Genomic DNA, 14,941 nt, shown 5'->3' with positions numbered 1-14,941 from the left:
TCTTTTCCTTGATGAGAACCCCCATGCCCACAACCAAGGGCTTTACCCTGATTGAACTGGTTATCGTGATCCTGTTGCTAGGGATTCTGGCCACCTTTGCCATGCCCAAATTGCTGGGCAAAGGTGGCTTTGAAACCCAAACCCTTCGTGATGAGCTGCTGACCCGGCTGCGGCTGGTGCAGACCATCAACATGCATGAACCCGCCGACCGCTGTACCCAGCTGGTGGTGGAGGCGTCCCGTTTTGCCCATATCACGCTGGCGGTTGCCGGTACGGCATGCCCGGCTCCCGGCCCCATGACCGGCTGGAGCGACAATCAGCGCACCCGTGGCCGCCTTGTGACCCCTTCCACCGGTATGGCGGTCTCCCTCAATAACGTCAGCAGTTTCGTGATCCGCTTTGATCAGATGGGCAGGCCGCTCGGCAGCTGTGCCACGGGTTGTACCCTGCTGGTGAGCGATGGCCGGGAAACCGGCCGCCTCAAGATAGAGTCCGAGGGCTATATCCATGAGAGCCCCTGAGCGCGGTTTTACCCTGATCGAGCTGATCGTCGGCATAGTGCTGCTGGCGGTGGCGCTGACCGGCATCCTGGGGCTGTTGATCAATCAGGCTCCCCAGGCGGTGGATCCGGTGCAGCAGGTGCGGGCCGCCCAGCTGGCCCAGCGCCTGACTGGCGAGATCCAGCAAACATCGTTCGATGAACAGTCGGATCACAACGGTGGCCGCTATCGTTGCGGTGAGGTGGTGGCCGGCGTCACCATCCCCGCCTGCTCGACCCACTATGGCCCGGACGGTGAAGCCACCCCCTACGCGTTCAACGATGTGGACGATTTCGATACTGCTGGCAGCTGGAAAGATGCCAGCTTCTACACCCAGAGTGGCGGCATCATCGCCAGCGACGAGTATCGCAATTATCAAGTCCGGATTGCGGTGAGCCCGGTCGATTTCAGCGATGGAACATTCAAAAACACCTGTACGACCCCCTGTTCGGTGGGCAAGCGCATCGATCTGCAGGTGCGCCTGCCTGACGAGAGCGTGCTCGACTTCTCCTTCTATCGGGGAAACTACTGATGCGGACGGCGGGCGGTTTTACCCTGATTGAACTGGTGATGGTGATCCTGCTGCTGGGGATCATGGCCACCTTCGCCAGCCAGTTCATCGGTATAGGCTCCCAGATCTATGGCGATGCCAGCAGCCGCGAGCAGCTGATGAGCGATGCCCGCTTCGCCATGGAGCGGCTCAACCGCGAGGTGCGCGATGCGCTGCCGGGCTCCGAGCGGATTGAAACCTTGGACGGTACCTGGAGCGACAGCGGTCCCTGCCTGCGTTTCTGGCCCATCAGCGCCTCCAGCCGCTATCTTGCCCTCAACCGAGCCCAGTCCGGCAGCACATCCACCCTGGAGCTGGTGATGGCAATCCCCGCCTCTGCGGCCAATCCGCTGAACCAGGATGCCAATGCGGTCAAGGCAGGGGATCTGATGGCCGTCTTCCCTGTGCCGAATTCAGGCGTGGATTCACTGACCGCTGGTTGCGACTATGGCCGCTGTGTCGCCAGGGTCACCGAGGTGCTGGCGCCGGTATCGGGGGCGCAGACCGTTCGTTATACCAGTGGCGAGACCCTGGCCGGGCTCTCGCCCGGCAGTCGGGTTTATTTTGCCAATCAGCAGGTACGCTACTGCGTGGAAGGCAGCACGATGACGCGATCCAGCGCCGCGATCGATGCCCCTGTTGCCACGGGTGTGCTGATGGCCGAGTCGCTCCGTGCCGGCAACTTCTATCGGGAGGTCTCGGCCTTCAACGCCGAAGGGGAATTTGGTCTGCGGCTGGTGTTCGAGCGCAAAGGGGAAGCTGTCACTTTCAACCACAAGCTGGGGGTCTTCAATGTTCCCTGAGCGGCGCCAGAGCAAGAAGATGGGGGGCAGTGCCCTGATGATCGCCCTGTTCGTGATCGTGGTGATGGCCATGTTGGCGGCGGTCATGGGGCGCTTTTTGCTCGACAGCAGCGAGAAGAATACGGTGGAGGTGCGCAGCGTGCGTGCCTTGCTGGCGGCCCAGAGCGGGTTGGAAGTGGCGCTCTATCGGCTGTTTCCCAACCGGACGGTGGCCCAACCTCAGCCACCTGCGGTGTGTGAGTCGAGCAGAACGATCAGCTTCACCGGCAATCCGGGGCTGGTCGACTGTCAGGCGGTGGTGCAGTGCCGCAGTGTCTCGGCGACCTACAACGGCGTGGTCAGCACCGGTTATCGCCTCCAGAGTGTCGGTACCTGCGGTTTGCGCAATGACCTGACCAGTGCCAGTCCAGACTTCAGGGTGAGCCGCACTCTGATGGTCGAAGCGTATGACGGAGGCTGAAGATGAAATGGTTGTGGGCGCTGGCCCTCTTTGCCAGCCAGGTTTGGGCGTTCGATCCCATCGATACCGGCACCATCTTTCCGGCCGTGGCGCAGGGTCACCATGGCAACAACAACAACAGCTGCCACCAGATCAGCGGTTATCAGCTGAGCCAGCTCAACAATCCCAAGATCAATGGTACCGGCGGGCTGGCGCTCAACTTCTGCTCCATCCGGTCCGATCAGAACAACACTCCCCGTTGCGATGATGGAGCCGGCGGTTACAAGGTCTGTGCCATCACCGGCAGCGATATTCGTGGCCTCCCTCTGACAGGGAACAACACGTTTCCGACCATTACCTCGGTGATGCCGCTTCTTTGTCTGCAGGGTCAGCAAACCGCCCTCTTTTCCGACTATGGGTCCGCTGCAGTCGAGAATTGCACCGTGACCTTCCCTAGTCGCAGCACCTACCAGATCAAGTCGCTGAGCGTGCGCAACAACGGTGTGCTGGTATTGGGGGACGGGGATTACTTTATCGACTCGCTGACCCTCGACAACGCCACCATCCGTCTCTCCGGCAGCGGCACCACCCGCATTTTTGTCAATCAGGACGTGAAGCTGCTCAACACGGTCAACATCAATGCGATCAATCAGGGCAGCCTGGTCTGGGTCAACTATGGCGACATGACCATCGACAACAACTCCAAGTTTTATGGCTACCTCTACACTGACGGCCGTTTGACCATGAACAACAATGCCACCGTCTATGGACGGGTGACGGCCCGCTATCTGAGCATGGATACCCAGTCCAGCATCAACGACTATGCCGTTCCTCCCCCGTTGAGCTGCTTTGACGACGGTTTTGACAGCGCCCAGATCAACCCGGACAACTGGGTGGTGGCCCAGCGCAACAACAGTACCCTGCCGTCGGTGCAGAATGGCCGTCTGCGCCTCACCCAGAACGTGACCGATCAGGCCACCTCGGCCACCTTCCAGCGCCTCTTCCCGGGGGCTGGCAACCTGGTGACGGTCGAATTCGATCAATTTGCCTACAAGACCTTTGGCACGAGCGGGGCGGACGGCATGGCGGTGGTGCTCTCGGATGCCACCCTGACACCGCAGCCGGGGGCCTTTGGCGGCCCGCTGGGTTATGGCTACAAGACCGGGATCAGCGGCTTTGCCGGCGGCTGGCTCGGGGTGGGGCTCGACGAGTACGGCAACTATGCCAACGAGGGGGGAAGTACCAACCTGGGGTCGCGGCCGCAGGCAGTCTCCATCCGTGGCTCGGGGTCTGGCACCTCCGGCTACAACTATCTCGCCGGTACCGCCAGCAACCTGAACCCGCCCGTCGACAGCGGTACCAACGGCAACCGCCCTCACCGTTACCGCATCACGGTCGACTCCCGCACCGCGGGCAGCTCACTGACCAAAGTCGAGCGGGATACCGGCTCGGGTTACAGCACCCTGGTCGGCCCCATCAACATGACGAGCCAGAGCGGTCAGGCGGCGGTGCCTGCCAATTTCCTGCTCTCCCTGACCGGCTCCACCGGCTCGGTGACCAACTTCCACGAGATCGACAACGTGCGGATTTGCGCCCTGCGCTCCAACCCGGTGGGGGTGCAGATCGACCACTTCCAGCTCGATCACTCGGGTCAGGCGCTGACCTGCAATCCGGAGACGGTGACGGTCAAGGCCTGCGCCGATGCGGCTTGTACCACATTTATCCAAGATCCGGTGACCGCGACCCTGAGTCTGACGCCGACCGCGACCAGCAATGGCTGGATTGGCGGCAATACGGTGACCTTCAGTGGCGGTTCCACGACCGTTCAACTGCGCAACAACACCGCCACTGCGGTCACCATAGGGGTATCCGGTTCGGTCCCGACTACCAAGCCGCTCAGCACCACCCTCTGCCGGTCGGGCGGCGGGGCGCTCAGCAGCGCCGCCTGCACCCTCAACTTTGCCGACAGCGGCTTCGTCTTTGACGTGCCAGACACCTACTCGAACCAGCCGCAAACGGTGGCCATCAAGGCGGTCAAGAAGAGCGACGTGACCAAGCAGTGCGTGCCGGGTTTTGCCAATCAGAGCAAGAGTGTCAAGTTCTGGAGCAGCTATGTTTCGCCGGCCAGCAATAGCTTCAACAGCGGAATGAGCGTCAACAACACCCTGATCGGCTCCAGCCAGGGTAATGCCACCGCGTTTTCCCTCAACTTCGATGCCCAGGGGCAGTCGAACATCACGGTCAAGTATCCGGATGCCGGCAAGGTCCAGCTGGATGCTCGCTACGACGGCACGGGCAATGAAGCGGGGCTGGTGATGCTCGGTTCGGATCAGTTTGTGGCGCGTCCGGTCGGCTTGTGCATTACGCCCCCGCAAGGCGTCTGTGCGGCAGGGGACAGCAGTTGCCCGGTGTTCAAGAAGGCGGGAGAGACCTTCCAGGTAGATATCAAGGCCATGGCTTGGGAATCTGCCAACGATGGGGATATCTGTGCCGGAAATCAGACCACGCCCAACTTTGTCCTGCCCAAGATTGCCCTGGGCAGCACCCTGGTCGCGCCAAACCCCGGCACCAATGCCGCGGTGGGAACGGCTACCTATAGCCATGTTCCCGCGAGCAACAGCCTCAACAGCGTCACCCAGACGGTGAGCGAGGTGGGGGTGTTCAGGATGACGGCGACGTCACCGGTGGCAACGCCGCCAGAGGGAAGCACTGTATCTACGGGTTATTTCGGCTACACCATCCCTCCCGCCAGCAGCGCGCCAGTGGGACGCTTCGTACCCTGGGACTTTAATCTGGTCAGCGGGACCGTGACCCCCGCCTGCGGCGGTTTCAGCTACATGAGTCAGCCGTTTGGCGTGAAGATGCGCCTGCAGGCTCGCAACAAGCAGGGCGGGGTGACCCTCAATTACCGCGACGCCTTTGCCAGAGGGCTGGTCTATCTGGTCGGCGCCGACAACAAGGACGGCGTCGATCGAACCAATAGGATCGGCAGCCTAGCAACCAACTGGCAGGCTGGCGAAGTCATTTTCGATGGCAGCAGCCGGTTTGCCCGCTTGGCGGAGCGGACGCCGTCGCTCACCACGCCGGAAGAGCCCTTTTTCAAGCTGCGATTCGGGTTGCGTGTCATCGATGGTGAAAACCCGTCGATCACGACCCTGACCGGAATGAACATGAACACTGGCGTGCCGGGTGACTGCCAGGTCGGTGTGACCTGCAATGCGAAGCAGCTGAGCATCCCGGCAGTGGTTGATGACACCATGGTTGCCTACTACGGCAGGGTGCTTGCCGGCACGGGGCGTGGCGCTGCCAGCGAGCCGCTGTCGCTCTCCTTGTTGATGCAGTACTACCAGAACGGTGCTTGGAGCCGCAATGAGGCAGATGTGTGCAGCACGCTCTCTCTGGCCAATGACGGTGTGCTCTTTACCAATGATACCCAGCACTATGATGCGGCCAGTGGCGATCTGGTACTTGGAGCGGCGGCCAGGATCAGAGTGGGACTGGGAGTCCCTTCGCCAGGGGCCGTCGTAGGGAAGGCCGACAAGGGTGAGTTGCTGTTCCACTTTGCTGCTCCTCAGTTCGCGGTACGCGTGCCATATCGCATCGTGCTGGAAAAACAACCGCAACAGCCGCGTTGGCTGGCCGATCCGGGTGACCCGAACAGCCTGCTGGGTGAGGCCATCTTCGGCTCCAGCCGGGGTAATGACAGAATTATTTATCGGCGCGAAGTGATGCACTGAGCGGGGAGTTGGGGCGGATCAGTCAACTTCGCCCCCCTATCCCCTTGTTTATTAGCGTTTGTCGGCTTGTGCGGGTGAGTGATGACTCGCATTTTTGTCGCGCCCGATGGGTTGGCGACAGTTTGAGCGCTTGCCGATTGGGGTGGGCATTGGTAAAGTTAGCCGGTTTTCTGCACCTCCAAATTCTTAGGATTTCCCGTAGCCATGTTCAAAAAGCTCAGAGGCGTCTTTTCCAACGATCTGTCGATCGACTTGGGAACTGCCAACACCCTGATCTATGTAAAAGATCAAGGGATCGTCCTTAACGAACCCTCAGTTGTCGCCATTCGCCAAGAGCGCGGGAACGCCAAATCGGTCGCTGCCGTCGGCCATGCCGCCAAGCAGATGCTGGGTCGTACCCCTGGTAACATCTCCGCCATTCGCCCGATGAAAGACGGCGTGATCGCCGATTTCTACGTGACCGAGAAGATGCTGCAGCACTTCATCAAGCAGGTTCACGACAACAACTATTTCCGCCCCAGCCCGCGTGTGCTGGTGTGTGTACCGTGTGGCTCCACTCAGGTTGAGCGTCGCGCCATCAAGGAATCCGCTCTGGGTGCCGGTGCCCGCGAGGTCTACCTGATCGACGAGCCTATGGCTGCCGCCATCGGTGCCGGCCTGCCGGTCTCCGAAGCGACCGGTTCCATGGTGGTTGATATCGGTGGTGGTACTACCGAAGTGGCCATCATCTCCCTGAACGGTGTGGTTTACTCCCAGTCCGTCCGCATCGGCGGCGACAAGTTCGACGAAGCCATCATCAGCTACGTGCGCCGTAACTACGGCAGCCTGATCGGTGAAGCTACTGCCGAGCGCATCAAGCACGAGATCGGCTCCGCCTACCCGGGCGAAGAGGTGCGCGAGATCGAAGTGCGTGGTCGCAACCTGGCTGAAGGTGTGCCGCGCAGCTTCACCCTCAACTCCAACGAGATCCTGGAAGCGCTGCAAGAGCCGCTGTCCGGTATCGTCTCCGCCGTGATGGTGGCGCTGGAGCAGTCTCCGCCCGAGCTGGCCTCCGACATCTCCGAGCGCGGCATGGTGCTGACCGGTGGTGGTGCCCTGCTGAAAGATATCGACCGTCTGCTGATGGAAGAGACCGGCATCCCGGTGGTGGTTGCCGAAGATCCGCTGACTTGCGTGGCCCGTGGTGGCGGCAAGGCACTGGAGCTGATCGATATGCACGGTGGCGATCTGTTCCACTACGAATAAGACCCAAAGCCGGCCAGCGTGCCGGCTCTTTTTTGACGACCCATGAAACCCATTTTTGGTAGAGGCCCTTCGCTTCAGTTACGGTTGTTTCTCGCCGTCATCATCTCCATTGCTGCCATCGTAGCGGACTCCCGCTTCGGTGTGTTCAGCCACGTCCGCGTCTACCTCAGTTCGCTCGTCAGCCCGCTGCAATACATGGCCAATGCGCCGGGTATCATGCTCGATACCATGTCGACCCAGGTGCAGACCCGGGCCGGCCTCATCGAGCAGACCAAGCAGCAGGAACAACAGCTGTTCACCCTGCGCTCGCGCCTGCTCAAGATGGACCATCTGGAGCACGAGAACCAGCGTCTGCGCGAGCTGCTGGGTTCGCCGGTGCACAAGGAGTCCCGCAAGATGGTGGCCGAGCTGCTGTCAGTGGATTCCGACCCCTTCAGCCATCAGGTGCTGATCAACAAGGGGGCGCTGGACGGTGTCTACAACGGCCAGCCGGTGATCAACGATCAGGGGGTGATCGGTCAGGTGCTGCACGTGGGTTCCACCACCAGCCGCGTCCTGCTGATCACCGACTCCAGCCACGGCATCCCGGTGCGGGTGCTGCGCAACGACTTACGCGCCATTGCCTCTGGCAGCGGCGAGCTCGACAAGCTGGAGCTGCGCAACCTGCCGCGCAATACCGACGTCCAGGTCGGCGATCTGCTGGTCACCTCGGGCCTGGGCGGCCGCTTCCCGGAAGGTTATCCGGTGGCGACCGTGACCCGCTCCGACTACGTGGAGGGCAAGCCCTTTGCCCAGGTCGAGGCCAAGCCGCTGGTGGCGCTGGACCGCTTGCGCTATCTGCTGCTGCTGTGGACCGACAAGAAACCGGAAGTGCATGACGATGAAGAGGCGCCGACCCCTGCGGCAGCCCCGGCTGCGGCGCCTTCGGCTGCGGGAGCGACGCGCTGATGTTGCAACCCGCCAGCGGCAGGATCTGGATCTGGATCTCGATCCTGCTGGCCCTTAGTCTGTCGATCCTGCCGCTTCCTTTCCAACTCGAACCCTTCCGCCCGGACTGGCTCGCCATGGTGCTCATCTACTGGGCGCTGGCGCTGCCGCACCGGACCAACGTCGGCACCGCCTGGGTGGCGGGCCTGCTGCTGGATGTGCTGCTCGGCAGCACCCTCGGCGTGCGGGCCATGGCGATGGCCATCACCACCTATCTGGCGGCGTTCCAGTTCCAGAAGATCCGCAACTTCTCCCTCTGGCAACAGGCGCTGATCATCGGCTGCCTCTCGCTGGTGGGCAAGGTGACCATCTTCTGGGCCGAGCACCTGTTCAGCCGCGCCAGCCTCAATTTTGCCTACTTTTGGTCGACCCTGAGCACGATGCTAATATGGCCCTGGGTTTTCCTGGTCTTGCGCAAGGTGCGCCGGCGCTTCAATATCAAGTGAATATGAGTAAAAACAACTCATTGTAACCGTACCCTGGCTCGCGAAATGATTATGAACAAGCACAACGAATTGCAACTCTATCTCGCCTCGGGCTCACCCCGCCGTCATGAACTGCTGACCCAACTGGGCTATCGCTTCGAGGTGCTCAAGCTGGATGTGCCGGAACAACGGGAAGAGGGCGAGAAGCCCCAGGACTATGTCTGCCGGCTGGCCCGTGACAAGGCCATGGCTGGCGTGGCCGCTGCGCCCACGGCGCTGCCGGTGCTGGGCGCCGACACCATAGTGGTGCTGGGGGAGCGGGTGCTGGAGAAACCGTCCGACCTGCTCGACGCCAAGGACATGCTGGAGGCGCTCTCTGGCAAGGTGCATCAGGTGATGACGGCGGTGGCGTTGGCCACCCCGGAGCGCTGCGACGTGCGACTGGTCACTACCAATGTGGCGTTTCGCAAGCTGGACGAGGCCGAGATTGAGGCTTATTGGCGCACGGGTGAGCCCTGTGACAAGGCCGGTGCCTATGCGATTCAAGGGATTGCCGGCAAGTTCGTCAGCCGCATCGAGGGGAGCTACAGCGCCGTGGTCGGCCTGCCCCTGCTGGAAACCGACCTGCTGATCAAGCATCATCTGGAACAATCCCGGTAATCCAACCGCTGCCTTGTTGCGCAGGGCCGGTTCCGCGAACCGCTCGCAGCAAGGCGATCAGAATTTGAAGCCATCACAGGCAAGGCATAGGTCGGTGACATGCACCGGCTGTTTCTTACTGCGTTACTCACCGGGCACGTGCCGGTTTGGCTGCCAGAATTTAAAACTAGAAAGGCAAGGTAACTTATGTCGGTAGAACTGCTGGTAAACGTCACCCCCTCCGAAACCCGGGTTGCCCTGGTCGAGAACGGTCTGCTGCAGGAAGTGCACGTGGAGCGTCAGGCCAAGCGCGGCATCGTGGGCAACATCTACAAAGGCAAGATCAGCCGGGTGCTGCCCGGCATGCAGGCGGCTTTCGTCGATATCGGCATGGACAAGGCGGCCTTCCTGCACGCCTCCGACATAGTGCCGCACACCGAGTGCGTGGCGGTGAAGGAGAAGGAGCAGTTCCAGGCCGGCAACATCGCCGAGCTGGTGCGCCAGGGGCAGGACATCATGGTGCAGGTGGTGAAAGACCCGCTGGGCACCAAGGGCGCCCGCCTCACCACCGACATCACCCTGCCGTCCCGCTATCTGGTGTTCATGCCGGGCAGTGCCCACGTCGGCGTCTCTCAGCGCATCGAATCCGAGGCGGAGCGCGAGCGCCTCAAGCGCACCGTGGCCGGCTATGTGGACGAGCTGGGTGGCTATATCATCCGCACCGCCGCCGAAGGGGTGGGTGAGCAGGAGCTGGAGCAGGATGCCGCTTTCTTGAAGCGCCTGTGGCGCAAGATCCTGGAGCGCAAGCAGAAGTACCCGCCCTGCAAGATTCTCTACGAGGATCCCAGCCTGGCCTTTCGGGTGGTGCGCGACTTCGTCGGGGCCGAGCTCGACAAGATCCGGGTCGACTCGCGCCAGAGCTTCGATCAGCTCAAGCGCTTCACCGAGGAGTACGTGCCTGAGCTGGCCAACAAGCTGGAGTACTACTCCGGCGAGTCGCCGATCTTCGATCTCTACGACGTGGAGAACGAGATCCAGCGGGCGCTGGAGCGCAAGGTGGAGCTCAAATCCGGCGGCTACCTCATCATCGACCAGACCGAAGCCATGACTACGGTGGACATCAACACCGGCGCCTTCGTCGGCCATCGCAACCTGGAAGAGACCATCTTCAACACCAACGTCGAGGCGACGGCGGCCATCGCCCGCCACCTGCGCCTGCGCAACCTCGGCGGCATCATCATCATCGACTTCATCGACATGCAGTCCGAGGATCACCGCCGGCGGGTGCTGCACAGTCTGGAGCAGGCGCTGTCAAAGGACCGTGCCAAGACCAACGTCAACGGCTTCTCCCAGCTCGGCCTGGTGGAGATGACCCGCAAGCGCACCCGGGAGAGCTTGGAGCACGTACTCTGCTCCGAGTGCCCCGAGTGCAAGGGGCGCGGTCGGGTCAAGACGGTGGAGTCGGTCTGCTTCGAGATCCTGCGGGAGATCATCAGGGTCAACCGGGCCTACGACGCTGATCAGTTCACCGTCTACGCCGCCCCGGCGGTGGCCGACTACCTGCGGGGCGAGGAGTCTCACAGTCTGGCCGAACTGGAAGTGTTCATCGGCAAGCAGGTCAGGGTGGTCAGCGAGCCCCTCTGCGGGCAAGAGCAGTTCGACGTGGTGATGATGTAATTGGTCTATCGCTGGCTGAGTCGGGGCTGGTTGGCCCTCGGGGTCTTCTTCGTGCTGCTGGCCATCCTGGTCAGCCTGGTGCGCTTTGGCGGCCCCTTGCTCAATCAGCACCGGCAGGCGCTGCTCAATACTCTGCTGGCCGACAGCAAGCTGGAGGCCAGCGTCGATCGCATCGGGCTGGACTGGACCCAGCGCGGCCCGGCCCTCGAGCTGCAGCAACTGGTGATCGCGCCGAACTCGGGTCGCTTCGCCCTGCGGCTTGGCAAGGTATGGGCCCACCTCGACTTCTGGCGCTCCCTCAACGAACTCAAGCCGGTATTTGGCCAGCTGATCCTGAGCGATGGCGACATAGCGCTGGATCTGAGCCAGCCCGCGGAGCCGGAAACCGGCAGCGGCAGCGACCAGCAGCAGGCCCTGCTGCGCTTTCTGCTGACCCAGCTCTCCACCTTCGACATTCACGATACCCGCCTCAGCCTCACCACGGCGCTGGGGGAGGTGCGTGCCCTCGACATCGCCCAGCTGCGCTGGCAGAACCGCGGCAAGCGCCATCAGGGGGTCGGCAAGGCCTATCTCATCAACGGGGTGGGCGAGAGCACCCTCGATCTCATCGTCGACGTAGATGCCCCCCAAGTGCGGCTCGATCGGCTCAAGGGTCAGCTCTACCTGGGGGCCCGCCAGCTCGACATCAGCCCCATGCTGGCCCGCACCCACTCAGGGGAGCCCAAGGTGAGCGGCCAGCTCGACTTTCAGCTCTGGAGCGAGTTCAAGGCCGGTCAGCTGGGGGATTCGTTGCTGGCGTTCGGCGACAACTATCTGATCTGGCAGGATGAAAAACAGGGTGACCTGCACCGGCTCGGGCTGCAGGGGGGCAAGATCCAGCTGCGCCGGGACGGCAAGGAGTGGCAGTTTGCCAGCCACGACGTCACCTTCAAGCTCGACGGCAAGCCTTGGCTGCACAGCCGGTTGCAGCTCGAGCGGGTCGGCGATCGCATTCAGGGTTATGTACCGGCCATCGATCTGGACCAGATCGCCAACCTGAGCCAGCTGGTGTCGGGGATCTATCCCGAGCTGACCGAGACCCTCAAGCGCACCCGCCCGACCGGCAAGATCCAGGATCTGATCCTGCAGGCGGATGCCGGCTGGCAGGGGCTCTCCGTCAGCGGCCAGCTGTCCCACATCCGGGTCAACGCCTGGCACGACGTGCCCGGCGTGCGCGACCTCAACGGCGAATTCTGGCTCACCCCGACCGGCGGCAGCGCCCGGCTGCAACTGGCAAACGATGCCATAGATCCGGCCCGCCACTTCAAGGAGCCGATCCCCATAGATCGCTTCTCGGCGCGGCTCGACTGGTGGCAGGTGTCGCAGGGCTGGGTGCTCTATGGCCAGGATCTGGTGCTGGACAACCCGGACTTGAGCCTCGCCAGCCGCTTTCGGCTCGATCTGTTCGAGCACCCCTTCCTCGCCCTGACTGGCCGCATCGACGTCAAGAATGCGGCCAACGCCGATCGCTACTATCCGCTGCAGGTGATGGACAAGAGCCTGGTGGATTACCTGAGCGGAGCCATCAAGGGGGGCAAGGCCAAGGGGGCTGACCTGCTCTGGTACGGCGAGTTCCGCGACTTCCCCTACCGCAAGGGCGAGGGCATCTTCCAGGTGGCGGTGCCGCTGCAGCAGGCCTCCTACGAATTCTTCCCCGGTTGGCAACCGCTCACCGACCTGCAGATCGATCTGTTGTTCCAGAACGCCAGCCTCGATATGAACAGCCGCGCCACCCAGCTCGGCAAGGCCAGCTCCGACTCGGTGCACGCCTGGATCCCGGACCTCTATCCGGGGGCCCACCTCTACGTCGATGCCAAGGTTGAGGGTGAGGGCAAGGCCATCAGCGACTACCTGCAGGACTCGCCGCTCGGCGGCTCAGTCGGTCAGGCGCTGCGGGAGGTGGAGATCCGCGGCCCCATGAAGGGCTCTGTGAAGCTGGATATTCCGCTGGATGGCGAGAGCGAGGTCAAGGCAAGCGGCGACGCTCTGTTCAGCAACAACAAGGTGCGGGTCACCAGCCTGGATCTGCCGCTGGAGCAGGTGCAGGGGCGGCTAGAGTATGACAACGAACAGACCCGCTTCAGCAACCTCAAGGCGAGCCTGTGGAACCAGCCGATCACCCTCGACTATCAGGGCCGCCAGCAGCCCAATCGCTATCAGGTCGATCTCAAGTTCAAGGGGCAGTGGGACAGCCGCCGCCAGCGTCAGGACATCCCGGCGCTGGACATCCTCAAGGGGCGCGGCAACTGGGCCGGCAGCCTGGGGCTGACCCTGCCGAGCGATCAGCCGTTCAGCTTCCAGCTGGCGCTCGACTCCAACCTGCAGGGCATGGGGCTGGATCTGCCCGTCCCGCTCGCCAAGGCGGCCGGCAGCCGGCTGCCGCTCAAGGTGACCGCGCGCGGTCGCGACGGCAGTGCCGACATCCGCGCCGTGCTGGGGGCCGACGTGGATATGCAGAGCCGGCTGGTGTACGGCGACGGCGTGCCCTACCTCAGCAGGGTGCGGGTGGACGTGGGGCAGCCCGGCGCCCGGGTGCTGCGCGACCGGCCCATGCTGCTTGCCATCAACCAGCAGCAGGCCGACGTGGCTGGCTGGCTGGCCCGTCTCAAGCAGTGGCTGCCGGCCAGCACGGCGCCGAGCGGCAATGCGGTGGTGGGCCCCTCCTTCTTGCCGCAGGAGTGGTGGGTGGACGGCCGCCTGGCCCGCGCCGACATCGGCAGCGCCAACCTCAAGGCGGTGCACTTCACCGTGGGGCCGGTCAATCAGGCCACCGAGGTGATGATCGACAGCCCGGACGTGATGGGGGTGGTGCGCCTGCCGGTGTCCGAGCGTCAGCCCATCGACGCGAAATTTGCCCGCATCCACTGGTCCGGCAAGAGTTCGGATCTGAGCCCGGATCCCGATGCCAGACAGGACAGAGCCATCATGGATGCCATCCCCTGGCTCACCTTCAGCTGCGTGGACTGCCGCTTCGGCGAGTTGCCGCTGGGCGAGGTGAAGGGGGAGCTGATCCCGGGGGCCGACAAGCTGAGCCTCAAGGGGCTGGAGATGCGGCTGGCGGGCAGCCAGCTGAACGGCAGCGCCGAGTGGCTGGCGGGAGCGGACGGCATGCAGACCCGCGCCCGCGCCCACATCAGCAGCAACAACAGCGAGCTGCTGCTCAAGCGGCTCGGCTACACCTCGCCCATCGGCGATGCGCCCGGCAAGATGGCGCTGGATCTGAGTTGGCGCGATGTACCCTACCGACCGAACGTGCCGACCCTGAGCGGCACCGCCGACTATCAGCTGGAAGGTGGCACCCTGCGCGAGGTCAACGACAAGGGGGCACGACTGCTCTCCCTGCTCAGCCTGGATTCATTGCTGCGCAAGCTGCGGCTCGATTTTCGCGACGTGTTCGATAAGGGCTTCTACTTCGAGTCCATGTCGGCCTCCGCCAAGATCAAGCAGGGGGTAGTGGACAACCGCGACTTCTACATGAAGGGAGCGGCCGGCAACCTGCGCGGCGAGGGCATCGCCGATCTGGTGCGCTGGCGGCTCGACTACGAGCTGAGCTTCTCCCCCAACCTGGGTGGCACCCTGCCAGTGGTGGCGGCCTTCTCGCTGACCCCGATCACCGGGCTCTACGTGCTGGCGCTCTCCAAACTGCTGGAGCCGGTGGTGGACGTGGTCACCCGCATCGATTTCCGGGTCTCAGGCCCGCTCGACGATCCCAAACTGATCGAGGCGGGACGGGATCGGGCCCGCATCAAGCTCAACCAGCAGCAGAAGGAGGCGGTCGACGCGGTGGCCCCCAACCTGCCGACGCAGGAGGTGACCCCCTTCCTGCTGACCCCCAAACACGCGGGGCCCGCCCAGCGCTGA

11 protein-coding genes are annotated in these 14,941 nt (G+C 63.0%); all 11 read left to right on the top strand.

The genetic code is table 11. From position 1 onward, the window contains the following. Positions 1–23 precede the first annotated feature (23 nt). The 11 genes from mshC (at position 24) to PG881_RS17175 (ending at position 14,941) form a co-directional block, all read left to right on the top strand. The gene (mshC, locus tag PG881_RS17225; protein ID WP_270801611.1) at positions 24–521 is read left to right on the top strand and encodes an MSHA fimbrial minor subunit MshC; all 498 of its coding nucleotides are present in this window, start codon (positions 24–26) and stop codon (positions 519–521) included. Next, a complete protein-coding gene (mshD, locus tag PG881_RS17220; RefSeq protein ID WP_270801609.1) occupies positions 508–1,071 on the top strand; it encodes an MSHA fimbrial minor subunit MshD in 564 nt (187 codons plus the stop codon). The genes mshC and mshD overlap by 14 nt, the downstream gene beginning before the upstream one ends. Beyond that, positions 1,071–1,892 carry a PilW family protein gene (locus PG881_RS17215; protein ID WP_016349166.1) on the top strand — a complete coding sequence of 274 codons (822 nt, stop codon included), beginning with the start codon at positions 1,071–1,073 and terminating at the stop codon, positions 1,890–1,892. The genes mshD and PG881_RS17215 overlap by 1 nt, the downstream gene beginning before the upstream one ends. Continuing rightward, positions 1,882–2,352, top strand: coding sequence for a hypothetical protein (locus PG881_RS17210; RefSeq protein ID WP_016349167.1), 471 nt, complete (start codon positions 1,882–1,884; stop codon positions 2,350–2,352). The genes PG881_RS17215 and PG881_RS17210 overlap by 11 nt, the downstream gene beginning before the upstream one ends. A gap of 2 nt (positions 2,353–2,354) precedes the next feature. Beyond that, positions 2,355–6,068 (top strand): DUF6701 domain-containing protein, encoded by a 3,714-nt coding sequence (locus PG881_RS17205; protein WP_270801606.1) that lies wholly within the window; start codon positions 2,355–2,357, stop codon positions 6,066–6,068. A 204-nt stretch (positions 6,069–6,272) separates the two neighbouring features. Next, on the top strand, positions 6,273–7,313 hold the full coding sequence (locus PG881_RS17200; protein WP_005308111.1) for a rod shape-determining protein: 1,041 nt from the start codon (positions 6,273–6,275) through the stop codon (positions 7,311–7,313). Between the two features lie 42 nt (positions 7,314–7,355). Then, the gene (mreC, locus tag PG881_RS17195) at positions 7,356–8,261 is read left to right on the top strand and encodes a rod shape-determining protein MreC (RefSeq protein WP_011704376.1); all 906 of its coding nucleotides are present in this window, start codon (positions 7,356–7,358) and stop codon (positions 8,259–8,261) included. Then, positions 8,261–8,746, top strand: a complete 486-nt coding sequence (mreD, locus tag PG881_RS17190; protein WP_005308115.1) for a rod shape-determining protein MreD — start codon at positions 8,261–8,263, stop codon at positions 8,744–8,746. The genes mreC and mreD overlap by 1 nt, the downstream gene beginning before the upstream one ends. A gap of 51 nt (positions 8,747–8,797) precedes the next feature. Continuing rightward, positions 8,798–9,385, top strand: a complete 588-nt coding sequence (locus PG881_RS17185) for a Maf family protein (protein WP_045790829.1) — start codon at positions 8,798–8,800, stop codon at positions 9,383–9,385. A 186-nt stretch (positions 9,386–9,571) separates the two neighbouring features. Continuing rightward, entirely contained in the window at positions 9,572–11,041 is a 1,470-nt protein-coding gene (rng, locus tag PG881_RS17180) for a ribonuclease G (RefSeq protein ID WP_011704378.1), read from the top strand. Then, positions 11,042–14,941, top strand: coding sequence for a YhdP family protein (locus PG881_RS17175; RefSeq protein WP_270801602.1), 3,900 nt, complete (start codon positions 11,042–11,044; stop codon positions 14,939–14,941). It begins immediately after the preceding gene.

The organism is Aeromonas sp. QDB54 (assembly GCF_027707385.1).
Lineage (GTDB): Bacteria > Pseudomonadota > Gammaproteobacteria > Enterobacterales > Aeromonadaceae > Aeromonas > Aeromonas hydrophila.
This window is presented reverse-complemented; position numbering and strand designations above follow the sequence as displayed.